21 protein-coding genes are annotated in these 22,127 nt (G+C 71.0%); 13 read left to right on the forward strand and 8 right to left on the reverse strand.

Translation table 11 applies throughout. The features are described 5' to 3' along the window. Positions 1-48: 48 nt before the first annotated feature. Both JQS43_RS04470 and JQS43_RS04475 read right to left on the reverse strand, forming a co-directional pair. Positions 49-252 carry a hypothetical protein gene (locus tag JQS43_RS04470; RefSeq protein WP_239677786.1) on the reverse strand — a complete coding sequence of 68 codons (204 nt, stop codon included), beginning with the start codon at positions 250-252 and terminating at the stop codon, positions 49-51. Next, positions 249-1,706, reverse strand: coding sequence for a PspC domain-containing protein (locus JQS43_RS04475; RefSeq protein ID WP_239677787.1), 1,458 nt, complete (start codon positions 1,704-1,706; stop codon positions 249-251). The genes JQS43_RS04470 and JQS43_RS04475 overlap by 4 nt, the downstream gene beginning before the upstream one ends. A 165-nt stretch (positions 1,707-1,871) precedes the next feature. Between JQS43_RS04475 and JQS43_RS04480 the strand changes: the two genes are divergently transcribed. Both JQS43_RS04480 and JQS43_RS04485 read left to right on the forward strand, forming a co-directional pair. Then, entirely contained in the window at positions 1,872-3,194 is a 1,323-nt protein-coding gene (locus JQS43_RS04480; protein WP_239679312.1) for an ATP-binding protein, read from the forward strand. Next, on the forward strand, positions 3,191-3,937 hold the full coding sequence (locus tag JQS43_RS04485) for a LuxR C-terminal-related transcriptional regulator (RefSeq protein WP_275581019.1): 747 nt from the start codon (positions 3,191-3,193) through the stop codon (positions 3,935-3,937). The genes JQS43_RS04480 and JQS43_RS04485 overlap by 4 nt, the downstream gene beginning before the upstream one ends. A 7-nt stretch (positions 3,938-3,944) precedes the next feature. Here the strand turns inward: JQS43_RS04485 and JQS43_RS04490 are convergent, their stop codons facing one another. After that, entirely contained in the window at positions 3,945-4,232 is a 288-nt protein-coding gene (locus tag JQS43_RS04490) for a chorismate mutase (protein WP_239677788.1), read from the reverse strand. 288 nt (positions 4,233-4,520) lie between these two features. Here JQS43_RS04490 and pcrA point away from each other — a divergent pair, with 288 nt between their 5' ends. Beyond that, positions 4,521-6,878: a DNA helicase PcrA gene (gene pcrA / locus JQS43_RS04495; protein WP_239677789.1), complete on the forward strand. Its 2,358-nt coding sequence runs from the start codon at positions 4,521-4,523 to the stop codon at positions 6,876-6,878. 67 nt (positions 6,879-6,945) lie between these two features. Here the strand turns inward: pcrA and JQS43_RS04500 are convergent, their stop codons facing one another. Together JQS43_RS04500 and JQS43_RS04505 are read right to left on the reverse strand one after the other, a co-directional pair. After that, positions 6,946-7,974: a M23 family metallopeptidase gene (locus JQS43_RS04500; protein WP_239677790.1), complete on the reverse strand. Its 1,029-nt coding sequence runs from the start codon at positions 7,972-7,974 to the stop codon at positions 6,946-6,948. A 278-nt stretch (positions 7,975-8,252) separates the two neighbouring features. Further along, complete coding sequence (locus tag JQS43_RS04505; protein WP_239677791.1) at positions 8,253-8,906, reverse strand: M23 family metallopeptidase; 654 nt, start codon at positions 8,904-8,906, stop codon at positions 8,253-8,255. 424 nt (positions 8,907-9,330) lie between these two features. Between JQS43_RS04505 and JQS43_RS04510 the strand changes: the two genes are divergently transcribed. From JQS43_RS04510 to JQS43_RS04525, 4 genes are all read left to right on the forward strand, one after another. Beyond that, positions 9,331-9,735 (forward strand): coenzyme B12-dependent isobutyryl CoA mutase small subunit, encoded by a 405-nt coding sequence (locus JQS43_RS04510; protein ID WP_239677792.1) that lies wholly within the window; start codon positions 9,331-9,333, stop codon positions 9,733-9,735. Positions 9,736-10,065: 330 nt separating this feature from the next. Next, positions 10,066-11,250 (forward strand): ADP-forming succinate--CoA ligase subunit beta, encoded by a 1,185-nt coding sequence (gene sucC / locus JQS43_RS04515; protein WP_239677793.1) that lies wholly within the window; start codon positions 10,066-10,068, stop codon positions 11,248-11,250. Positions 11,251-11,252: 2 nt separating this feature from the next. Next, a complete protein-coding gene (gene sucD, locus JQS43_RS04520) occupies positions 11,253-12,137 on the forward strand; it encodes a succinate--CoA ligase subunit alpha (protein WP_239677794.1) in 885 nt (294 codons plus the stop codon). Positions 12,138-12,390: 253 nt separating this feature from the next. Continuing rightward, on the forward strand, positions 12,391-13,788 hold the full coding sequence (locus JQS43_RS04525) for a cell division protein PerM (protein WP_239677795.1): 1,398 nt from the start codon (positions 12,391-12,393) through the stop codon (positions 13,786-13,788). 227 nt (positions 13,789-14,015) lie between these two features. On the opposite strand, the gene JQS43_RS04530 is transcribed toward JQS43_RS04525, so the two are convergent. Further along, positions 14,016-14,258 (reverse strand): hypothetical protein, encoded by a 243-nt coding sequence (locus tag JQS43_RS04530; RefSeq protein ID WP_239677796.1) that lies wholly within the window; start codon positions 14,256-14,258, stop codon positions 14,016-14,018. Between the two features lie 218 nt (positions 14,259-14,476). Continuing rightward, positions 14,477-14,713, reverse strand: coding sequence for a DUF4190 domain-containing protein (locus JQS43_RS04535; protein ID WP_239677797.1), 237 nt, complete (start codon positions 14,711-14,713; stop codon positions 14,477-14,479). Positions 14,714-14,959: 246 nt separating this feature from the next. On the opposite strand from JQS43_RS04535, the gene purN reads away from it, so the two are divergent. From purN to cutA, 6 genes are all read left to right on the forward strand, one after another. Continuing rightward, entirely contained in the window at positions 14,960-15,565 is a 606-nt protein-coding gene (gene purN / locus JQS43_RS04540; protein WP_239677798.1) for a phosphoribosylglycinamide formyltransferase, read from the forward strand. Continuing rightward, positions 15,562-17,148: a bifunctional phosphoribosylaminoimidazolecarboxamide formyltransferase/IMP cyclohydrolase gene (gene purH / locus JQS43_RS04545; protein ID WP_239677799.1), complete on the forward strand. Its 1,587-nt coding sequence runs from the start codon at positions 15,562-15,564 to the stop codon at positions 17,146-17,148. Before purN ends, purH begins: the two co-directional genes overlap by 4 nt. Before the next feature lie 14 nt (positions 17,149-17,162). Next, entirely contained in the window at positions 17,163-18,023 is an 861-nt protein-coding gene (locus JQS43_RS04550; protein ID WP_239677800.1) for a bifunctional methylenetetrahydrofolate dehydrogenase/methenyltetrahydrofolate cyclohydrolase, read from the forward strand. A gap of 78 nt (positions 18,024-18,101) precedes the next feature. Continuing rightward, positions 18,102-19,259 carry a M23 family metallopeptidase gene (locus tag JQS43_RS04555; protein WP_239677801.1) on the forward strand — a complete coding sequence of 386 codons (1,158 nt, stop codon included), beginning with the start codon at positions 18,102-18,104 and terminating at the stop codon, positions 19,257-19,259. A gap of 20 nt (positions 19,260-19,279) precedes the next feature. After that, positions 19,280-20,236, forward strand: coding sequence for a malate dehydrogenase (locus tag JQS43_RS04560; RefSeq protein ID WP_239677802.1), 957 nt, complete (start codon positions 19,280-19,282; stop codon positions 20,234-20,236). 56 nt (positions 20,237-20,292) lie between these two features. Further along, the gene (gene cutA, locus JQS43_RS04565) at positions 20,293-20,616 is read left to right on the forward strand and encodes a divalent-cation tolerance protein CutA (protein WP_239677803.1); all 324 of its coding nucleotides are present in this window, start codon (positions 20,293-20,295) and stop codon (positions 20,614-20,616) included. Positions 20,617-20,692: 76 nt separating this feature from the next. Here cutA and JQS43_RS04570 read toward each other — a convergent pair whose 3' ends face one another. Next, positions 20,693-22,090: a DUF418 domain-containing protein gene (locus JQS43_RS04570; protein ID WP_239677804.1), complete on the reverse strand. Its 1,398-nt coding sequence runs from the start codon at positions 22,088-22,090 to the stop codon at positions 20,693-20,695. Between the last annotated feature and the right edge of the window lie 37 nt (positions 22,091-22,127).

Genomic DNA, 22,127 nt, shown 5'->3' on the forward strand with positions numbered 1-22,127 from the left:
CCGCCCAGCATAGACATCCGGTGCGGGTGACCTCCGCCCAACGCGCGGTCAGCCATGGTCCGGGCCCGACCGCATCCGCAACAGGGCGTGGCTGAGGCCGATCCCGGTCATCGCCAGTACGCTGCCGCCGATGGTGCCGGCGAGCGTACCCGGCGTCAGCGAGTCGAAGTGGGCCAGCAGCCACAGCACCGCCATCGCCAGGAAAGCGATCCCGAAGCACAACGACAGCATGTCCAGCGAATGACTCTTCATCGGGTTACCCCTATATGTCCGAAGCGTACGGAAAGGAGGAGAACGAGTTCGCCGGCGACGGGCTCCTCGACCGCCGGGTACTCCAGGGTCTGGGTGGTACTCAACCCGGTGATGTCGTCGGCGCCGAAGATCGTCGCGTTGCCCGCCCGGGCGTCGACCTCGATCGTGACCGAGACGTCCCGTGGCACGTGGATCCGGATCTCGCCGCCGTCGACTCGCGCGGTCAGCTCGTGACGCTCGCCAGCGAAGTCTAGACCGCGCAAGTCGAGGACTCCCTCCCCGAACGCCACCGCGTACTCCGGCTGCAGGTCGGCGGCGCTGCTCGGACGCCATTGCACATTGGTGGCGACGTGCTCCGGTGGGGTCCAGCCGGCGGCGAGGTGTGCGGTCGGCAGCGCCAGCGCGAGCACCACCCCGAGCACGATCAGTGACCTGCCCCGACCCATCCAGGCACCGACCAGCAGACCGGCGCCGACCACGGCCAGCCCGGCGGCGACGTACCCGGCGACCGGGACGCTGGTGACCCCGGTGAGGTCGAGTACGCCGAGCCCGCCGACTCCAATCACCATGGTGAGGAACGTGAGTAGGGGCAGCGCCGAGCGTTCCTTGGGTGGCCGCGGTCGGGGCGGCGGCGCTGCCGGGCGCGGCGGCGCAGGCTGGGCGAACGGACCGTGCGGGGCGAACGCCTCCGGGTAGGCCCGGGGACCGGCGAACGGAGCCGAGGTCGGGGTCGGCGGGCTCGGTGGGTTCGGCGGCTCGATAGGAACGGTCACCGGGGTGGCCGCCGGCGGTGTGGACGCCAGGTCGGAGATGGTGCGACGGCGAGCCGGTGGTTCGGCCGGTGGTTCGGCCGGCCCGGGTTGCTCGCCGCCCGGCCCGGGCTCGGTTGCCGCCGTCGGCTCGGTTGCCGCCGTCGGCTCGGTCGCGTCCGTCGGCTCGGTCGCGTCCGTCGCGTCCGGCGGCTCGGTGGGTGGCGTCGGTGGTGTCGGTGGGGGAGCCGGCGGCGTGCCCGCTCCCGTCGGGCCTCGCTGCTGCCGTTGCATCAGCACCACGACGAGCACCACCGCTGCGCCGAGCAACACCACCTGGCCGGGGCGGGACATAGTTATCAGCATCGTCACCAACGCGACGATCGACAGCACGACGACGAGCAGCGACGGAGTGGCCGAGTGGCCGCGCCCCAGCACCGCCTCGACCGGTGAGGCGGTGTCCCCCTCCTCCGGGGTCAGCAGCCACACCGCCAGATAGGCGAGCACGCCGATGCCGCCGAAGCAGACCAGCACCGCCAGCAGCACCCGCCACAGCACCGGGTCGGTGCCGGTCGCCCGCCCGAGCACGACGCACACCCCGGCCACGTAGCGTCCCTGCCGGGGGCGCACCAGTCCGTACCGCTCCGCTAGCGACGGTGGCCGACCCTGACGGTGCGCTTCGCGGTGCCCCGGGTTCTCGTCCATGCCCTGATCCTGCCTCTTCGGCGACTAGATCCGCCTCCGGCGGTAACCCTGAGCAGACCCTGAGGTTCGGCTGGTGGGATTGTCGGGGGCAGAAGATTGGCCGGAGCCAGCTCAACCGTGTGACGATCTAACCGATCACGCAGGAATGGGTGGAGGGAGCCGACGATCGACATCGCAGCGTCGCCGTCCCCGCGGCTGTACCGCTCGCGGGAGCACCGGTTGGCGGCCGGTGTGGCCGCCGGGATCGCGGCCCACCTGGGCTTGCCGGTGCTGGCGGTGCGGGCGGTCTTCGTCGGGCTGCTGGGCTTCAACGGTCTCGGCGTGCTGCTCTACGCAATCTTCTGGGCGGTGTTGCCGGTCGACCCGGCCGGGGGGCCGGACCGGGCCGAGTCGCGGCGGGTGCTACCACTGCTCGGGTTCGCCGGGCTGGCCCTGGTGGTGCTGGTTTTCCGGGCGCTGACCGTGGATGATCAGCCGGCGACCGCGGCCCTCGGCTGGCTGACCGCGTTGATCGCGGTCGGGGCCGGGATCATCTGGCACCAGACCAGCGGTGCGGCCACCACCCGGCGGCCGGCCGGCAGCGGCCCCGAGCTCGGTAACGGTGCTGGCGGCAACGCGTGGCTCGGGGCGGTCCTTACCGAGACCGGGCGACGCGCGTACCTGTTGCGCTTCATCGGCGGTGGTGGACTGATAGCGGTCGGGATGATCGGCCTGGTCGCGTTCTTCGCGCCGGTCGGCGGCGGCATCGCCGCGACGATGAACGGGCTGCTCTTCGCGCTGTTGGCGCTTAGCGGCGTGGCGCTGGTCTCGGCGCCGCTGCTGTGGCGGATCTTCGGCGCGCTGCGGGAGGAGCGGGAGGCGCGGATCCGGGAGCAGGAGCGGGCCGAGTTCGCGGCGATGGTGCATGACGAGGTGCTGCACACGCTGGCGTTGATCCAGCGCAACGCCGAGAGCGGCTCTACCGTCTATCGGCTGGCGCGGGCGCAGGAACGCACCCTACGGAACTGGCTCTACAAACCGACCGGTTCGCCGAGCGAGCGGTTGAGCGCGGCGTTGGAACAGGCCGCGGGCGAGGTCGAGGACGCGTACGGGATCACCGTGGAGGTGGTGCTGGTGGGCTCGGACGCTGAGGTGGGGGTTGGAGACCGGGTGCAGGCGCTGGTGGCGGCGGCACGGGAGGCGCTGGTCAACGCCGGCAGGCACGCGCAGGTGGCCACCGTCTCCCTCTACGCGGAGGTCGAGCCGGATCAGGTAAACGTCTTCGTCCGCGACCGTGGGGTCGGGTTCGACCCCACCCAGATCAACGGCGGTCGGCACGGCGTACGAGGGTCGATCGTCGGCCGGATGGAGCGGCACGGCGGCTCTGCGAAGATCATCAGCAGCGCGGGTGAGGGCACCGAGGTACGGCTGTGGCTGCCGCTGCGGGCCACCCCGGCTACAGCGACGACGGGTACGGCCGCGGCCGACCCGGAGGAGGGCACGGCATGAGCGAGCAGGGCGACCCGGGCGTACCGGAGACCGGTGAGGCGGCTGCGCAGCCGGCCCCGCTGCGGGTGTTTCTGGTGGACGATCATGCGATGTTCCGGGCGGGGGTCCGCGCCGAGCTGGGCGGCCAGCGGCCGCCGGACACCTCCGAATCGGGGCGGGAACCGATCGAGTTGGATGTTGTCGGCGAGGCCAGTACGGTCGCCGAGGCGGTACGGCAGATCCTGGTGTTACGCCCCGACGTGGTGCTGCTCGACGTGCATATGCCCGATGGTGGCGGCCGGGCGGTTCTGGAGGCGGTACGCCGCGAGGGGGGCGGCGCGACCGCGGTCCGGTTCCTGGCGCTCTCAGTCTCGGACGCGGCCGAGGATGTGATCGGGCTGATCCGGGCGGGCGCCCGCGGCTACGTCACGAAGAGCATCTCGTCGCAGGAGTTGGCGGCGGCGATCCGGCGGGTAGCCGACGGCGACGCGGTCTTCAGCCCACGGCTGGCCGGCTTCGTGCTGGATGCGTTCGCCGCCCGTCCCGACGCCCCGGTGGCCGACCCGGAGCTGGACCAGCTGACCACCCGGGAACGCGAGGTGCTCCGGCTGCTGGCCCGCGGGTACGCGTACAAGGAGATCGCCAAGGAGCTCTTCATCTCGATCAAGACGGTCGAGACGCATGTTTCGAACGTCCTGCGCAAGCTGCAGATGTCCAACCGGTACGAATTGTCCCGGTGGGCGGCGGACCGCCGGCTGGTCTAGCGGCTGGTTATAGCGGTCCGCGGCCGGCCCGCAGCACCAGCAGACCCAGCTGGGTGCCGACCGGGCCCAGGTCGCGGTGGAAACGGTCGAGGATCTCCCGCTCCCGGGCGAGCACCAACCGGGTGCCGCCGGCGGCGACCCGGGCCGCGCCGACCCGCTGGGAGAGGGCCGCTCGTTCTCGCCACAAATCGACCAGCGCGGAGTCGATCTCGTCGATGCGGGCTCGCAGGTCCGCGATCTCGGCGTCGGGAGAGCTGGCGGTGGGCTGACTAGGGGCCGTGGTGGTGCTCATCATGTCGCTCCTTGGCTGGTCGGTTCGGTCCCCGCCCCGGAGCGCCGAAAGCCCCGGGCTCGGGAGCCCGGGGCTTTCGTAGGTCGTGTTGACTAGGCGCTACCTACGGCTGCCGGACTCCCGGAGCCGTAAAAAAAGTAGAACTTCTGCCCAGTCATGGCTCTGAGTATGCCACACCGGCCGGCCAGCGCAACGACTTCGCCACTATCTGAGATGCGCAGTTACGGCCGGCGGGAACGGCGGTGACCAGCTACCGGTGGCGTCGTAGCCGAGGCATAGACTCGCCAAGCGATGCGCGGACTCTCTGAGACTTCACTCTTCGATGCGCCGGCCGCCCCGGCGCGCCCAGCGCCCAGCCGTGACCCCGGCGCGCTGCTCGCCGGCCTGAACGGGCCGCAGGGCGAGGCGGTCACTCACGCCGGCTCGCCGCTGCTGATCGTCGCCGGGGCCGGCTCCGGCAAGACCCGGGTGCTCACCCACCGGATCGCCTACCTGCTGGCCGCGCGGGATGTCCACCCTGGCGAGATCATCGCCATTACCTTCACCAACAAAGCCGCCGGCGAGATGAAGGAGCGGGTCGCCGCACTGGTCGGTGGCCGGGCGCGGCTGATGTGGGTGTCGACCTTCCACTCCGCGTGTGTCCGCATCCTGCGAGCCGAGCATGAGCACGCCGGGCTGAAGTCGAGCTTCTCGATCTACGACGCGGACGACTCCCGGCGGCTGATGCAGCTGGTCACGCGCGAGCTCGACCTCGACCCCAAGCGCTACCCCGCCCGGGCGCTCGCGGCGCAGGTGAGCAACCTGAAAAATGAACTCATCGACCCGGCGGACTTCGCCGCCGACGCCAAAGGGCCGCAGCAGCGGGCGCTTGCCGAGGCGTACGAGCTTTACCAGCGGCGGCTGCGGGAGGCCCACGCCCTCGACTTCGACGATCTGATCATGACGACCGTGCACCTGCTACAGGCCAAGCCGGCGGTGGCGGAGAAGTACCGGCGTCGGTTCCGGCATGTCCTGGTCGACGAGTATCAAGACACCAACCACGCCCAGTACATGCTGATCAAGGAGCTGGTCGGCGCGAGCGGGGCGGAACCACCGCCGGCCGAGCTGTGCGTCGTCGGCGACGCCGACCAGTCGATCTACGCGTTCCGGGGCGCGACCATCCGCAATATCCTGGAGTTCGAGCGCGACTACCCCGAGGCCCGGACGATCCTGCTGGAGCAGAACTACCGCTCCACGCAGACCATCCTCAACGCCGCCAACGCGGTGATCGACCGCAACTCCGGGCGGAAGCCGAAGCGGCTCTGGAGCGACCAGGGTACGGGCGAGCGGATCGTCGGATACGTCGCCGACTCGGAGCACGCCGAGGCCGACTGGATCGCCCGGGAGGTGGACCGGCTCGCCGACGCGGGGGAAGCCCGCTTCAGCGAGGTGGCCATCTTCTACCGGACGAACTCCCAGTCCCGGGTCTTCGAAGAGGTGTTCATCCGGCTGGGGCTGCCGTACAAGGTCGTCGGTGGGGTGCGCTTCTACGAGCGTCGGGAGGTTCGCGACGCACTGGCGTACCTGCGCGCGGTGGCGAACCTCGACGACACCGTGAGCGTCCGGCGGATCCTCAACACCCCCCGGCGGGGGATCGGCGACCGCGCTCAGGCCTGCGTCGAGGCGCTCGCCTCCCGGGAGCGAATCTCCTTCGGCGCCGCCCTGCGCCGCGCCGCTGAGGCGCCAGGCATCGCCAGCCGGGCGGCGAACGCCTGCCGCGACTTCGTGGGGCTGCTGGACGAGCTCGCCGGGCTCGCCGACGAGGGCGGCCCGGAGGGGGTGCTGGAGGCGGCGCTGCACCGCAGCGGCTACCTCGCCACCCTGGAGGAGAGCACCGACCCGCAGGACGCCGGCCGGTTGGAGAACCTCCAAGAGTTGGTCAGCGTGGCCCGCGAGTACACGGAGCGGGCCGAGAGCCTGGCGGAGGCGCAGCCGCCGACGCTCGCCGGTTTCCTGGAGCAGGTGGCGCTGGTCGCCGACGCGGATCAGCTTCCCGACCCCGCAGACCCGGAGCAGAGCGGGGTGGTCACCCTGATGACGCTGCACACCGCGAAGGGCCTGGAGTTCCCGGTGGTCTTCCTGACCGGGCTGGAGGAGGGGGTCTTCCCGCACCTGCGGTCGCTGTCGGACCAACGGGAGCTGGAGGAGGAGCGGCGGCTGGCCTACGTCGGGGTGACCCGGGCCCAACAGCGGCTCTACCTCACCCGGGCGGTGACCCGGTCGGCCTGGGGCCAGCCGCAGTACAACCCCGCCTCTCGGTTTCTGGAGGAGTTGCCGCCGGAGCTGGTCCGTTGGGAGCGGACCGCCGACGCGGTCACCTCGTGGGGCGGCGTCGGTGGGCGGGCGGAGCGGACGGGGGAGCGTCCCGGGTCGGCGAAGGCGGCGCGCCTGGCCGAACAGCTCGGGGTCTCGGGCGCGGGCCTCACCACCGCAGCCGACCTACCGTCGGTGCCGTCAGTCGAGGCCGGTGACCGGATCAATCATCAGCGGTACGGGTTGGGGCGGGTGCTGGCGGTGCAGGGAGCCGGTGCCCGGGCCCAGGCCCAGATCGACTTCGGGGACCAGGTGCTCTGGCTGGTGCTGCGGCACGCCCCGATCGAAAAGGTCTGACCCGCCCGATCGACCCCCGCCCGGGCGGGGGTCCACCGGGCGGGGGTCGGGGGTCGGGGTAGGTGGCTCAGCAGCCGTCGATGTTCACGCCTCGGTTGCTCATCCACTGGGTGGGCTCCACCTGGTTCCACATGCCCTGATGCACCTCGAAGTGCAGGTGCGGGCCGGTGGAGTCGCCTGTGGACCCTTCCAGCGCGATGACCTCGCCAGGCTCGACGGTGTCACCGACCGAGACTCGGGTCTCGGAGGCGTGGGCGTAGTGCGTGAAGTGCCCGTCCTGATGGTCGATTACGACCGAGATGCCGTAGCCGCCGAAGACCCAGCCAGCGTGGGTAACCGTGCCGGCGCCCGCCGCGTGGATCGGACCACCGTTCGGGTAGGCGAGGTCGACACCGGCGTGCAGCGTGCCCCAACGCTGCCCGAAGCAGGACGTGGTGCGGCCGTCTGGCATCGGATGGACCCAGTCGGGCTGCTCCTCGGTGGTCTCCGAGGGCTCCGGCTCTGGCTCTGGCTCGGATTCCGACTCGGTTGGCTCCGGCTCCGGCTCCGGCTCCGGCTCCGGCTCCGGGGAGGGCGACTCGTCGGGGGCCGCCCCGCGGGCTTCGCCCGAGTCCTCCCGGTCCCGGCCGGACTCGGAGCCGGAGCGGTCACCGCGGTCGCCGCGTTCAGTGTCCTGTTCCCGCTCGGCGAGCGGGTCGTCCGCTCCGTCCGACTCCGGGAGTTCGCTCGCCTCGCTGGTCGCGGGGCTCCGGTCGAAGACCGAGGCTTGGGCGGTGAGTGCTCCGCCAGCGGCGAGCATGAGTACCGCCGCGACCGCCACCAGCGCCTGGCTGCGGCGGGTGGCGGTGGCGGTGTTCAGTAGCCGCCGGCCGTGATCGGCGGCTACCGGGGTGAGCCGGCGGACCTGCTCTCGGACGTTGTCGACGAATTGGCGGCCGTGGTTGCTCGCGGTCGCGATGGCGCTACGACTGCGGTGCCGGATCACGTCGATCCGGTCCCGGTGCTGGGCGCCGCCGGTGGCGGCGCCGGGGTTGGGTTGGTGGTCGCGGTCGGTACCAGGGTTGCTGCGCCCACGGCGCAGGAACTTCTCCAGCACGGGGGAACCTCCGTCAGGGGGTACGCGGGAAGTTCCAATGGTGCGGACCAGCGCCGTATACGCAAACGGCTGGGCGGTAGTCGGGCCGATACCGGGGGCCGCCAACCCCGATTTTCGGGGGGTTTTGTCCCTGATTGAGCCTGTTTCGGGGCGGGTTGGGGGGTGCGTCGGGTCACAACCCGGGGTGTGACGGGGGGAACTTTATAGCTGCTCCGGGCAACAATAATCGGTCAGATCAGCCCGAGCCCGACAATGGGACCAGCCGCCCGCCGACCGGTTCAGCCGTAAATCTCCTCTTTGGCGTTGAGGACGTCCACGCCCCGCTCCTCCAGCCACTCGAGCGGCTCCACCGGGGTGTTGTGCTGGTGAATCTCGAAGTGGAGATGCGGCCCAAATGAGAAGCCGGTGTTGCCGACCAGCGCGATCCGATCGCCCGCGGTCACCTCTTGACCCTCACTGACGAGCAGCTCCGAGGCGTGCGCGTAGAGAGTCTCGACGCCGTCACCGTGGTCGATCACGACTGCGTAGCCGAACCCGCCGTGCCACCGTGAGAGCACGACCGTGCCCGCGTGCACCGCGTAGATCGGGGCGCCCTGCGGTGCGGCCAGGTCGATGCCGTTGTGCATGCGTCCCCAGCGCCACCCATACGACGAGGTGAAGCTGTAGTTGTGCATAGGTAGCAGCCAGACATCCGGGGCCGCCTGTGGGATCGAGGTGGCGAGGCCGCCCTCTCGCTCGGCCCGGGAGGCGCGCTCCGCGGCCTCGGCCCGGCCCTCGAGCGCGCTGGTGTCGAGGTTGCCCAGCGACGACAGGCGGTCCGGGTCGAGCTTCGCGTCGTCGAAGCCGGCACCGGCACCGAGCGCCACCACCCCGGCGCCGACCACCGCACTGGTGACGACCGCGGCATAGCGGCTGCGGGGTGCGGCAGGCACGCGGCGACGCCCCCGATATCTCGCGGGTGACGAGTCCTCGTCCAAGCTCACCCTCCGTGATTGTCCGGTGTGGGAGTGGCGGATGTCCCGGCCGCTACTCCGAATCACACGGCACCACTGATCAGCACCCGGCACACCGTAACCACAGTGTCGGTAGGGAAGCAAGATGGCTCATGGGGAAACTCTGAGTGACCTTCCTATCAGTACCCTGCTGTCTCCGCTACCGGAACCGGGCCCGAACATCACGGCTCGACCCCGGTCCGGCCGTCCGAGCCGGCTGCGTCGTTGTTGAATCCGCGTCCTGCCTCGCGGTGGCTGCGGCGGTAAGGTTAGTGTTCGTTCAGGACGTGCCCTGGCCTCGGTGATCTCCGGCCGACAACGGTCGCCGGGCACCGAAGGTCGGGGCCCACAGGGAAGGCACGCAATGAGCGCACGGATACGGGTGGTCGTGGCGAAGCCCGGGCTGGACGGGCACGACCGGGGCGCCAAAGTGGTGGCCCGCGCACTTCGGGACGCGGGTATGGAGGTCATCTACACCGGCCTGCATCAGACCCCGGAGCAGATCGTGGAGACCGCTGTCCAGGAGGACGCCCACGCCGTCGGGCTCTCGGTCCTCTCCGGCGCCCATATGACGCTGTTCCGGCGAGTGGTGGAGCTGCTCGACGAGCGCGACGCCCGGGACATCGTGGTCTTCGGCGGCGGGATCATCCCGGATGTGGACATTCCCGAGCTGGCGCGAATCGGCGTGGCCAAGGTGTTCACTCCCGGTACGACCACCGAGTCGATCGTCGACTGGGTCCGCGGCAACGTCCGTACCCCGATCGGCTAAGCCGCTGCCGCCAGCGGGCCAGGCCGTGGCGAACGAAGAGACCGGCTCACAGATTAAGGAGAGGCCGGGCGCACCCCTCACACGCCCGGCCTCTCTATGCACGACGCCCCGCCGCCACCCCTCGACCGACAGGGCATCGGCCGCATATGTGCGGATTGTCAGCGTGAATCAGCTGCCGACGTCTTACTCAACGACGGCTCATCGCGGGGGTAACGGGATCCTTGGAGCGAGTTCCGCATATCTTCGACGGCCGCGGCGTGGGCCGGCGACGCGGGCGGCGACCACACACCCAACTGCGTACCGTGCCTTAAGGGTCGCTAGGCTGCCGGCGTGGATCTGTACGAGTACCAGGGGCGCGCGCTCTTCGCCAAGCACGGGTTGCCGGTGTTGGCCGGCGGGGTCGCCACCACCCCGGAGGAGGCCCGCGAGCTCGCGGCGCAGCTCGGTGGTCAAGTGGTGGTCAAGGCGCAGGTAAAGGTCGGCGGCCGAGGCAAGGCCGGCGGCGTGAAGCTCGCCGAGGACGCGGACGAGGCGGCCGCGCACGCCGCCGCCATCCTCGGCATGGACATCAAAGGTCACCGGGTCGAGCAGGTCATGCTGACGGTGACCGCCGATATCGCCGAGGAGTATTACCTCTCCTACCTACTGGACCGGGCGGAGCGGACCTTCCGCTGCATCGCCAGCGTGGCCGGCGGTATGGATATCGAGGAGGTCGCCGCGACCACCCCTGATCGGGTGGCGAAGGTGGCGATCGACCCCAACGTGGGCGTGGACGACGCCACTGCCCGGCAGATCGTCAGCGAGGGTCAGTTCCCGACCGAGGTCGCCGACCAGGTGGCCGAGATCGCGCAGGGGCTCTGGCGGGCGTTCATCGCCGAGGACGCCACGCTGGTCGAGGTGAACCCGCTGGCACGTACCCCGCAGCGCCGGGTGCTCTGCCTGGACGCCAAGGTGACGCTGGACGAGAACGCGGCCTTCCGGCACCCTGAGTACGAAGAACTCGCCGACCACGCCGCCGAGGATCCGCTGGAGCAGCGGGCCAAGGAGAAGGACCTCAACTATGTGAAGCTGACCGGCGGCTCGGTCGGGATCGTTGGCAACGGTGCCGGCCTGGTGATGTCCACCCTGGACGTGGTGGCGTACGCCGGAGCGGATCTGGCCGGCGGGGTGAAGCCCGCCAACTTCCTGGACATCGGGGGCGGCGCGAGCGCCGCGGTGATGGCCAACGGTCTGGAGATCGTGCTCTCCGACCCGGACGTGAAGTCGGTCTTCGTCAACGTCTTCGGCGGGATCACCGCCTGTGACGAGGTCGCCAACGGCATCGTGCAGGCGCTCGACCTGCTCCGGCAGCGCGGGGAGCAGGTCGACAAGCCGCTGGTGGTCCGGCTGGACGGCAACAACGCCGAGGCGGGTCGGGCGATTCTCGACAGCGCCGCCAACCCGCTGGTGCAGCGGGTGGACACGATGGATGGTGCCGCCAAGCGGGCGGCGGAGCTCGCGGCAGCAGGGAAGTAGTCATGGCGATCTGGTTGACCAAGGACTCGAAGGTCATCGTGCAGGGGATGACCGGCGGGGAGGGCTCGAAGCACACCCGACGGATGCTCGCCGCCGGCACCACCATCGTCGGTGGGGTGACCCCCGGTAAGGGTGGCCAGCAGGTGGAGTTCGACGGCGTGACCCTGCCGGTCTTCGGCGATGTCGCCGCGGCGGTCGAGCAGACCGGCGCCGATGTGTCGGTCATCTTCGTCCCGCCGAAGTTCGCCAAGGCGGCGGTGATGGAGGCGGTCGACGCCCGGATCGGCCTGGCGGTGGTGATCACCGAGGGCATCCCGGTGCACGATTCGACCGCGTTCTGGGCGTACAACGTGGCCGCCGGCGGCCACACCCGGATCATCGGCCCGAACTGCCCGGGGATCGCCTCGCCCGGGGCCGCCAACGCCGGCATCATCCCGGCCGACATCACCGGCCCCGGCCGGATCGGGCTGGTCAGCAAGTCCGGCACGCTGACCTACCAGATGATGTACGAGCTGCGGGACATCGGCTTCTCGACCTGTGTCGGGATCGGTGGCGACCCGGTGATCGGCACTACCCACATCGACGCGCTCGCCGCCTTCGAGGCGGACCCCGAGACCGACGCCGTGGTCATGATCGGCGAGATCGGCGGCGACGCCGAGGAGCGGGCGGCTGAGTTCATCAAGCAGCACGTCAGCAAGCCGGTCGTCGGCTATATCGCCGGCTTCACCGCGCCGCCCGGCAAGACCATGGGTCACGCCGGCGCGATCATCTCCGGTTCGGCCGGCACCGCACAGGCCAAGCAGGAGGCGCTGGAGGCGGTCGGGGTGCGGGTTGGTCGGACGCCGACCGAGACCGCCGGTCTGGTCCGCGAGGTCATGCGCGGCTAGCGCCGGCTGGTAGGCGCTTTGGTGGCATGGCGCCGACCGGTAGGCGCTTTGGTGGTATGGCGCCGACCGGCAGGCGCTTTGGTGGTATGGCGCCGGCTGGTAGGCGCTTTGGTGGTATGGCGCCGGCTGGTAGGCGCCTTAGCGGTATGGCGCCGGCTGGCGCGGACTGCGATGCCGGCACCGGTTCGCCGACAGCGACTATTCGTGCTCGGTTCGGGCAGAATGACGGCATGCAGGTCGAAGGTAGTCGTTGATGGCGACTCGTGATGACCCCCCGGTGCCGGCCCAGTCGGCCGCACCAGAGGAGCTGTTGACCGCGGCTGAGGCCGCCCACCTGGCGGCCCGGAGCGCGCCGGGCGAGTCAGCCGACATGGCTGGTGGGGCGGCCGACGCCCCGGCCGTCGCCGGTGTCGCGGGTGCCGCCGCCGCTGCCGGGCGGGCCGGTCGGCCGGGTCGGGCGAGCCGCGGTGATCGGCCGCGGCGGGCGCCGCTGCCGCTGGCCGCTGCGGTAGCGACCGGCTGGGCGGCGCTGCTTTCGTTCACCCCGGTGGCGCTCTTCGTCACGCTGTTGATCTTCGTCGAGCTCGGTCCGACCGGCCTGCTCGATCCGTTGCGGGTGGCGGCCGCCGGCTGGCTCCTCGGCCACGGTGTCGCACTGCAGACGCCAGAAGGTCCGATCGGCGTCGCGCCGTTGGCGATCGGGGCTTTGGCCGCATGGCGGGTGGCCCGGGCAGGGGTGCACGTGACCCGGGCGATGGGGGCGCGGCACCGCCGTTCGTTCTGGCACGCGCTGCTGGCGGCGGTGGTGGTGGCGGTCGGCTACGGCGGGCTGGGCGCGCTCGCCGGGTTCGTCGTCGGGGAGCAGGACTGGGGAGTTTCGGTCGTCGTCGCCGGGGTGACGCTCGCCGGCTTCGGTCTGCTGGCGGCCGGCTGCGGATCATTGCACGCGACCGGAGTGTGGCGGATGTGGCTGGCCAGGCTGCCGGCGGCGGTGCCGGCCGGGGCGCGGGCAGCGGTGGTAGCGGTGGCTGTCGTCTTCGCCAGTGGCGCGGTGCTCGCCGGGGCGGCGATCGCGGTCGACTGGCGGGAGGCCGGTGACATGCTCGCGGTCTACCAGACCGGTGTGGCCGGTCAGGCCGGGCTCACCCTCATGTGCCTGGCCTTCGCGCCGAATCTGATGGTCTGGGCGACGGCGTATCTGCTGGGGCCGGGCTTCGCGATCGGTAGCGACACGGTGGTTCGTAGCAGCGAGGTGACAGCGGCGCAGCCCTTGCCGCCGTTGCCGGTCTTCGCCGGGGTGCCGGACGGTCCACTACCGACCCTCGGGGCGGTGCTGCTGGTGGTGCCGGTGATCGCCGGGGCGCTCGCCGGTCGGGGGCTGGCCCGTCGGCTGCGGGCGGCGGCCCTGATCCGGCGGATCCGGGCGGGCTGGGGCCAGCTACTGACGGCGGTGGTGGTCGCCGGGGCGGTCGCCGGGTTGTTGATTGGCGCGGCGGCCTACCTCTCGGGTGGTCCGCTGCTCAGCGGAGCGTTGACCACGCTGGGGCCGGATCCGTTGCCGGTGGCGGGGTTCGCAGCCGCGTCGGTGACGGTCGGCGGGCTGATCGGGGCGGGCGCCAGCACGGCGCTCTCCCGCCGCCGCCGGGCCTGACCCCGCCCGCCTGCTCGCCGCTTGACCCTTGACCCTTGACCCTTGACCCTTGACCCTTGACCCGAGAATGCCCGGCGGCGACGTACGGTCAGGCGGCTTCTGGCTGGGTACGTGGGAGTAGGCGGACAGCGATCGGCCGGTGCCGCCCGCTCCGAGGAGTTGCCCGAGGCGGGCGGCACCGGCCGATAAGAGCCGGTGGGTGACGCGGGGTCACCCGGCGGGCGTCGTCAGAGCGCCGTCAGACCCCCGATGAGCTGCAGCACCGTGAGGATCGAGCCGATCACGATCGTCACGATGCCGAGCGTCGTCGAGGTGCCGAACTTCTTCGCCTGGTTCATGCTCAGTACGCCGAAGACGACGCCGACGATTCCGCAGCAGACAAAGCTGAGCACGATGCCCAGGATGCCGAAGAGCGTGGCCTTGTTGCTGCCGCCGGTTGCCGGTGCACCAGGTGCGCCAGGTGCGGTCATGTGTGTTTCCTCCCGGGTCCTCAAGTGATCGACCAGAGGTGATCATGCGGTCCGGTGACCAGCACGTCAACCCCTGATCGATCAGTACAGCCGATGCCCGGTTGGCACCGGCGTGGCCTGCGGTTACAGGTCGCGGACCGTCGACTGCGGCTGGTCCTGGCCTGAACGCTACGACGTGGGGAGACTATCCGAGCCCCGCAACCACCGCGTTGGCAAAACTAGAACGAGCTGCTGAAGGTGAACACGTCCAGCAGGCTGAGGACGGTGCCGCACAGGCCGAGCCCGGCGGCGACGGCGCCGCAGATGATGCCGGTCAGCGCCTGGCCACGGTTGGTGGCGAGTCCCTGGTCGGCCTTCTGTTTGCCGAGGAAGCCGAGCACTACCGCGACGATGCCCGCGAGGATGCCGAAGCCGAAGCAGCACACCAGCGGGATGGCGGCGATGCCGACGATCATCGCGGCGAGGCCGAGCCCGTTGCTTGGTTGCTGGGGCGGGGGGCCTGGTTGACCCGGCATGCCCGGGGGAACTGGGGCGGTCATCATGATCCTTCCGTCAGTTACGTGTGACTCGGCAGATCTTAGGTGGCGGGAGCAACCATGGATAACTGGTCGAGTGGGCGCGGGGCTCGGCCGCCCGGCGGGTAGGTCTGGCACGATCGGCCTGCCGGCGCCCATGTCGGGGCCGGTCGGTAGGGTGCCAGGGTGACCGCTCGGCTCGTCGTACTCGTCTCCGGGGCCGGCAGCAACGCCAGAGCGTTGCTCGAGGCCTGCGCCGCTCCGGCGTACGGCGCGCAGGTGGTGGCGGTCGGCGCGGACCGGCCGGGGACCGGCGGGGTTGCGCTGGCCGCGGCGGCCGGGGTGGCGACCTTCGAGGTGCCGGTCGGCGACTATCCGGACCGTGCCGCGTGGGATCGGGCGCTCACTGAGCGGGTGGCGGCGCACCGTCCGGATCTGGTGATCTCGGCCGGATTTCTGCGGCTCGCCGGCCCGGCGTTCCTGTCCGCCTTCCGGAATCGTTTCCTCAACACCCACAACTCGCTGTTGCCGGCGTTCCCCGGCATCCACGGCCCGCGGGACGCGCTGGCGTACGGTGTGAAGCTTGCCGGTGCCACGCTCTTCTTCGTCGACGAGGGGGTCGACACCGGCCCGATCGTCGCCCAGGTGGCGGTGCCGGTGCAGCCGGACGACACAGTGGAGACATTGACTGAGCGGATCAAAGTCGCCGAGCGGGCGCAGCTGGTCGAGTGCGTCGGGCGGCTGGTGCGTGAGGGTTGGACCATCACCGAGAGGAAAGTGAGCATCCCATGACCAGTCGGCGGCCGATCCGGCGCGCACTGGTGAGTGTGTATGACAAGGCGGGCCTGGCGGAGCTGGCGCAGGCGCTCCACGCCGCCGGGGTGGAGATCGTCTCCACCGGTTCCACGGCTGGGGCGATCGAGGCGGCCGGGGCCCCGGTGCGCCGGGTGGAGGAGCTGACCGGTTTCCCCGAGTGTCTGGATGGGCGGGTGAAGACGCTGCATCCGGCGGTCCACGCGGGGCTGCTCGCCGATGTGGACCGGCGCGAGGCGCACGCCGCCCAGCTGGCCGAGCTGGAGCTGGCCCCGTTCGACCTCCTGGTCTCCAATCTCTACCCGTTCCGGGAGACCATCGCCTCGGGCGCCGGCCTGGAGGAGTGCGTCGAGCAGATCGACATCGGCGGGCCGGCGATGGTGCGGGCGGCGGCGAAGAACCACGCCAATGTCGCCGTCGTCACCTCGCCGGAGCGCTATCCGGAGCTGCTGGCGGCGGTCGCCGAGGGTGGGTTCACGCTGGCGCAGCGACGGGCCCTGGCGGCCCGGGCCTTCATCGACATCGCCGACTATGACCGGGCGGTCGCGGCGTGGAGCGCGCAGGTGCTGCTGGAGCCGGAGCCGGAGCCGGAGCCGGAGCCGGAGCAGCAGGGCTGGCCGGCGTACGCCGCCTCGTCCGGGCAGCTGGCGACGGTGCTGCGCTACGGCGAGAATCCCCACCAGGCCGCCGCGCTCTACACCGACCCGGCCCAGCCGGTCGGGTTGGCGCAGGCCGAGCAGCTGCACGGCAAGGAGATGTCCTACAACAACTACATTGACGCCGACGCCGCCTGGCGCTCGGCGCACGACTTCGCCGAGCCGTGCGTGGCGGTGATCAAGCACGCGAACCCGTGCGGTATCGCCCTCGGGGCCGATGTCGCCGAGGCGCACCGCAAGGCGCACGCCTGTGATCCGGTCTCGGCCTTTGGTGGGATCATCGCGGTCAACCGGCCGGTCACCGAGGAGTTGGCCCAGCAGGTCGCCGAGATCTTCACCGAGGTGATCGTCGCCCCGGCGTATGAGGACGCGGCGCTGACGGTGCTCGCCGAGCGGAAGGGCCTGCGAGTGTTGCGGGTGCCGGCGTGGGAGCCGGTGGCATTCGACGTGCGGCACATCTCTGGCGGCACCTTGCTGCAGTCGGCTGACCGGATCGACGCGCCGGGCGACGATCCGGCGAGTTGGCGGCTGGTGGCCGGCGAGCCGGCCGCGCCGGCGGTGTTGGCGGATCTGGCGTTTGCCTGGCGGGCGGTGCGGTCGGTGAAGTCGAACGCGATCCTGCTCGCCGCCGATCGGGCCACGGTCGGGGTCGGCATGGGCCAGGTCAACCGGGTCGACGCGGCCCGGCTCGCGGTGGCGCGGGCCGGGGCCGAGCGCGCCACCGGTTCGGTCGCGGCCTCGGACGCCTTCTTCCCGTTCCCGGACGGACTGCAGGTGCTGATCGACGCCGGTGTCCGGGCGGTGGTCCAGCCGGGCGGATCGGTCCGGGACGAGTTGGCGATCGAGGCGGCGACCGCGGCCGGGATCACCCTCTACCTGACCGGGACCCGGCACTTCTACCACTGAGAGAGGAGCGAGCCGTGAGCGCAGTGCGGCTGGACGGCAAGGCGGCCGCGGCGGCGGTCAAGGAGGAGCTGCGGGAGCGGGTCAAGGCGCTGGCGGCGCGGGGGCGTACCGCGGGCCTGGGGACGATCCTGGTCGGTGACGATCCGGGTTCCCGGGCCTATGTCGCTGGCAAACACCGGGACTGCGCCGAGGTCGGCATCGCCTCGATCCGCCGGGACCTGCCCGCGAGCGCCACCCAGGATGAGGTGCTGGCGGCGGTCGCGGAGCTGAACGTCGACCCGGCGTGTACCGGCTTCCTGGTGCAGCTGCCGCTGCCATCCGGGGTGGACGAACAGGCGGTGCTGACGGCGGTCGATCCGGACAAGGACGCCGACGGCCTACACCCGGTGAATCTGGGCAAGTTGGTGCTGGGGATGCCGGGGCCGCTGCCCTGCACACCGCGCGGCATCCTGGCGTTGCTGCGCCGGTACGAGGTGCCGGTGGCGGGCGCGGAGGTGGTGGTGATCGGTCGGGGTGTGACCGTGGGCCGGCCGTTGGGGTTGCTGTTGAGCCGCCGGTCGGAGAATGCGACGGTCACGTTGTGCCACACCGGTACCCGGGAGCTGGCTGGGCATACTCGCCGGGCCGACATCGTGGTCGCGGCGGCCGGGGTGCCGGGACTGCTCACCGCCGATATGGTCCGACCGGGGGCGGCGGTGCTCGATGTGGGGATCACCCGGGCCGAGCGCGACGGCAAGGTGAAGCTGGTGGGTGATGTCGCGCCCGAGGTCGCCGAGGTGGCGGGTTTCCTGGCGCCGATGCCCGGTGGGGCGGGGCCGATGACCCGGGCGATGTTGTTGGCGAATGTGGTGGAGCGCGCCGAGCGCGATCACTAATTACCCTATGTAGTCGGCGCGTCACTTGTTATTACTGTCCGGTTTGTCGAGGATGCGGGTATGTGGAGGCCGCTACCCGTGTCCGCGATCGCGTTGGTCCTGCCCGGTCTGTTCGGCGCCGCCGCGCCAGCGTCCCAGCAACCCGCCGACGACGAGCCGTTCGTCTACTCCCCCGACCCGGTGCTGGTCGATGAGGTGATGGCCCAGTTGCCGCCGCGCGACGACACGGTCGCCACCGATGTCCACGTGCAACGGGAGAACGCCGACAAGTGGGCGTTCGGCACCGTGGTTCAGGTGGCTCCCGAGGAGCCGGAGCGCCACCCCGACGGGTGGCTGTGGCTGGCCTGGGCGGAGGGCGACCGGTGGCGGGTGGCGCTGGAGGGCTCGCCGCAGTTCGCCCGGGTCAGCGACGACGCCCCGGTGCTCACCGAGCCGGAGCAGGAGGTGCTCGGTACCACCGGCTATGGCGGCTCGGCGCCGCTGGCGACTGACTTCCGGACGGGGATGCGACTGCCGTACGCGGTGGGGCAGCAGTGGCGCTACACCGGCGGGCCGCACCCGATGAGCGGCACCGTCCGCAGCTCCATCGACCTGGCCGGCGGCGACGGCCGGGTGCTCGCGGCCGCCGACGGGTACGCGTACACCATGTGCCCGTCCGAGACCGGCTGGATCCGGGTGGTCCATGGCCGCGGCTTCGCCACCGACTACTACCACCTCGAAGACAACATCGTGGTCTACGGCAGTGCGGTCGCCGAGGGCGACTATATCGGGATGATCGGCAATGACGTCTCCTGTGGGGGCAGCAGCACCGGCCCGCATGTCCACTTCTCGCTGCGCCGGGACGGCGAGTACGTGCCGATCGACGGCTACAACCTCGGCAAGTGGGTGATCGGCGCCGGAGCGGCCAACTACCAGGGGTTCGCTCGGCACGGTTCCACCCGGGTGGATGTCGGCGGGGTGCTCCACAACCACGGCGCCCTGGCCCTGGACGAGGGGGTCGTCGACACCTTTGGTCCGGGGGAGTTGAACCGTCGCGGCGGGCCCGGGGCCGAGCACGAGATCGTGGGCTCGGTGGCCGATGGCGCCACCGTCACGATCGAGTGCTCTGCCCGGGGCAGTGACCACACCGGCCGGGACCGCACTACCAATGTGTGGCACCGGCTCGGCGACGGTGGGTGGGTCAGCGCCGCGTACGTGTGGACCGGCGCGCCGGACCCGCTCACCCGATGGTGCTGAGTCGCGATTAAGGTCGGGGCATGGGTACTGGCAAGAAGGTCACCGTGGTCGGCGCCGGCTTCTACGGCTCCACCACCGCGCAGCGGCTCGCGGAGTACGACATCTTTGACACGGTGGTGTTGACCGACATCATCGAAGGGAAGCCGGAAGGGCTGGCGCTGGACCTGAACCAGTCCCGCGCCGTCGAGGGCTTCGAGACCACCGTGGTCGGGCAGAGCACCGGCCAGCAGGGTGAGGGCTATGAGGCGATCGAGGGCTCCGACATCGTCGTGGTCACCGCCGGTCTGCCGCGCAAGCCGGGCATGAGCCGGATGGACCTGATCGAGGTCAACGCCAAGATCGTCCGGCAGGTCTCGGAAAACATCGCCAAGTACGCGCCGAACGCCGTAGTGATCGTGGTCTCGAACCCGCTCGACGAGATGACCGCGCTCACCCAGCAGGTCACCCAGTTCCCGAAGCACCGGGTGATGGGGCAGGCGGGCATGCTCGACACCGCCCGGTTCACCAACAACGTTGCGGAGGCGCTGGCGGTGCCGGTGAGCGCGGTGCGGACGCTCACCCTGGGTTCGCACGGCGACACCATGGTGCCGGTGCCGTCCCGCTGCACCGTGAACGGGACCGCGCTGGCCGACCTCTTGCCGGCCGACAAGGTCGACGAGCTGGTGACCCGGACCCGTAACGGCGGCGCCGAAGTGGTGGCGCTGCTGAAGACCGGGTCTGCCTACTACGCCCCCTCCGCCGCCGCGGCGAAGATGGCGCGGGCGGTCGCCGAGGACAGCGGCGCGGTGATGCCGGTCTGTGCCTGGGTCGACGGCGAGTACGGCATCTCCGGGGTCTACCTCGGGGTCGAGGCCGAGCTGGGCGCGACCGGGGTGCGCCGGGTGGTCGAGACCGCCCTGACCGACGCTGAGCGGGCGGCGCTGGGCGAGGCGGCCGAGGCGGTCCGCGCCAAGCAGGCTGACGTCGCAAATCTCTGAGCAGTGCGGCCGCCGGCCCGCCCGGGCCGGTGGCCGTCCCCGCTAGAGTGTGGCGGATGAACGGGTACTCGCACTGCCAGGTCGTGACCACCATCGACAGCAAGGACGCCGCGGACGACCTCGCCCGGGCGGCGGTGCAGGCGCGCGCCGCGGCCTGCGCCCAGGTGATCGGCCCGATCTCGAGTAGCTACTGGTGGGAGGGGTCGGTCCAGACCGAGCAGGAGTGGCAGGTGGTCTTCAAGACCACTCAGCGCGCCTACGGCAGCCTGGAGGAGTACATCCGCGCCCACCACAGCTACGACGTGCCGGAGATCCTCTGCCTGCCGGTGACCGCGGGGCACCGTCCGTACCTGGAGTGGCTCGACCACGAGGTCGCATGAACCGCGCCGCCGATCATGAGCGTGTAAGCGGACACGCCCGGTATGTCCGCGTACACCCTCATGATCGGCCCGGGTGCTACCGGATCAGGCGGGCCGGCTTGGTCGCGAGGTAGAACAGCTGCTCCAGCGGGCCCCGCCGGAACAGCTGCGACCAGGCGAAGGCGAAGACGATCGAGCCCACTACGAACCAGCCGAAGACCGCTTGCGGGGTCTGCGGCAGCCACCGGATCGGGCTGCCGTCCTCGAGCACCGCGAACCCGAGCGCCTGTGCGGTGTAGGCGGTCAGGGTCATGGTGCCGGCGGCGGCCACCGGGGCAAGCAGCGACCGCAGCCACTCCCACCGAGTGAGCAGCGCGGTCGCGATCACCAGCAGCGCGATCGCGACTCCGAGGTTGCCGAGGATCTCGAACGTGGTGCCGCTGTGGGCGTACGCGTCGAGCAACCCGCTGCGCTCCCGGTCGATCTGGTAGGCCGAGCTCTCCTCGACGAGGGACCAGGGCTCGAGCCCGGCCAGAGCGGTCTTGAACTCCGCCAGGCTCTGCGGGGCCGGCTCCGGCTCCGGGATGTCGAACGGTGGGATCACCGGATAGCGCAACCAGTGGAGCAGCAGCGGGACGCCGTAACCGACGATCATCAGCACCGGGCCGAGGACCGCCAGTCGCAGCTGGGTCGCCCGGCGGGCCAGATCGAGCCGGCCCAGCGCCATGCCGGCCAGCACGTAGGTCAGGAAGGCGCCGGTGGGGTAGAACCCGTAGATCAGCAAGGCGCCCAGCTCGTAGCCGGCGAGCGGGAACTCGTAGCCGGGGTAGGGCGGCTCGCCGCCGTGGATGATGTCGCCGAACCCGGCGGTGAAGAGCTGGCCGAGCCCGATCACGGGGTCGTAGGGCAGCAGCCGTTCCAGCTGCGCCGGGGAAGCCAGCAGGTGGACGTAGCGCACGATCACCGGCCCGACCACCGCGACCACCCCGGCCGCTACCGCCAGGCCGCGGACACCCAGCCGGAGGAACGGTAGCGACAGCAGGAAGAAGACGCCGTAGGAGGCGATAATCACCGGGATGGTGGCGCCGGCCGCGACCAGGGCGGTGCCCAGCACGATCAGCAGCACCCCGCGGATGGCGATCTTCACGGCGGCCTGGCGGCGGCCGCGTTCGGTCCGCGCCGCCCGACCGCCGGAGAGCAGCGCCAGCGACCACCCCGCCAGCACCGCGAAGGTCGCCGAGGACCGGCCGTGCGGTAGGTCCGCCAGCCAGTCCGGCACCCCGGCGGCGGCCCACTCCTCATGCAGACCCAGGTTGACCGCGAACATCCCGAACAGGGCGAGCGCCCGGACGAGGTCGACGGCGACGATGCGGCCCGAAGACTCGGCGCCCGAACGAGCCGGCTCGGCACTGGTCGGCGGTGCCGCCGCACAGCCGTCTGGTTTGTCCGCGTTCGTAGGTGTGGATGAGCGAATAGGGCGATATGTCATAGACATGGGGTAAACCTAGAACGCCGCGTCGTCGCACGCCGTC

Origin of the sequence: Natronosporangium hydrolyticum, from assembly GCF_016925615.1 — a bacterium.
GTDB lineage: Bacteria > Actinomycetota > Actinomycetes > Mycobacteriales > Micromonosporaceae > Natronosporangium > Natronosporangium hydrolyticum.

What these genes read in the sequence shown, in the direction of transcription:
- JQS43_RS04570 (WP_239677804.1), bottom strand. Translation starts at nt 22,090, where the DNA reads ATGTCTATGACATATCGCCCTATTCGCTCATCCACACCTACGAACGCG.
- purH (WP_239677799.1), top strand. Translation starts at nt 15,562, where the DNA reads ATGACCAGTCGGCGGCCGATCCGGCGCGCACTGGTGAGTGTGTATGAC.
- JQS43_RS04490 (WP_239677788.1), bottom strand. Translation starts at nt 4,232, where the DNA reads ATGATGAGCACCACCACGGCCCCTAGTCAGCCCACCGCCAGCTCTCCC.
- JQS43_RS04530 (WP_239677796.1), bottom strand. Translation starts at nt 14,258, where the DNA reads ATGACCGCACCTGGCGCACCTGGTGCACCGGCAACCGGCGGCAGCAAC.
- cutA (WP_239677803.1), top strand. Translation starts at nt 20,293, where the DNA reads ATGAACGGGTACTCGCACTGCCAGGTCGTGACCACCATCGACAGCAAG.
- JQS43_RS04525 (WP_239677795.1), top strand. Translation starts at nt 12,391, where the DNA reads ATGGCGACTCGTGATGACCCCCCGGTGCCGGCCCAGTCGGCCGCACCA.
- sucD (WP_239677794.1), top strand. Translation starts at nt 11,253, where the DNA reads ATGGCGATCTGGTTGACCAAGGACTCGAAGGTCATCGTGCAGGGGATG.
- JQS43_RS04510 (WP_239677792.1), top strand. Translation starts at nt 9,331, where the DNA reads ATGAGCGCACGGATACGGGTGGTCGTGGCGAAGCCCGGGCTGGACGGG.
- JQS43_RS04535 (WP_239677797.1), bottom strand. Translation starts at nt 14,713, where the DNA reads ATGATCGTCGGCATCGCCGCCATCCCGCTGGTGTGCTGCTTCGGCTTC.
- JQS43_RS04470 (WP_239677786.1), bottom strand. Translation starts at nt 252, where the DNA reads ATGAAGAGTCATTCGCTGGACATGCTGTCGTTGTGCTTCGGGATCGCT.
- pcrA (WP_239677789.1), top strand. Translation starts at nt 4,521, where the DNA reads ATGCGCGGACTCTCTGAGACTTCACTCTTCGATGCGCCGGCCGCCCCG.
- JQS43_RS04485 (WP_275581019.1), top strand. Translation starts at nt 3,191, where the DNA reads ATGAGCGAGCAGGGCGACCCGGGCGTACCGGAGACCGGTGAGGCGGCT.
- JQS43_RS04560 (WP_239677802.1), top strand. Translation starts at nt 19,280, where the DNA reads ATGGGTACTGGCAAGAAGGTCACCGTGGTCGGCGCCGGCTTCTACGGC.
- JQS43_RS04475 (WP_239677787.1), bottom strand. Translation starts at nt 1,706, where the DNA reads ATGGACGAGAACCCGGGGCACCGCGAAGCGCACCGTCAGGGTCGGCCA.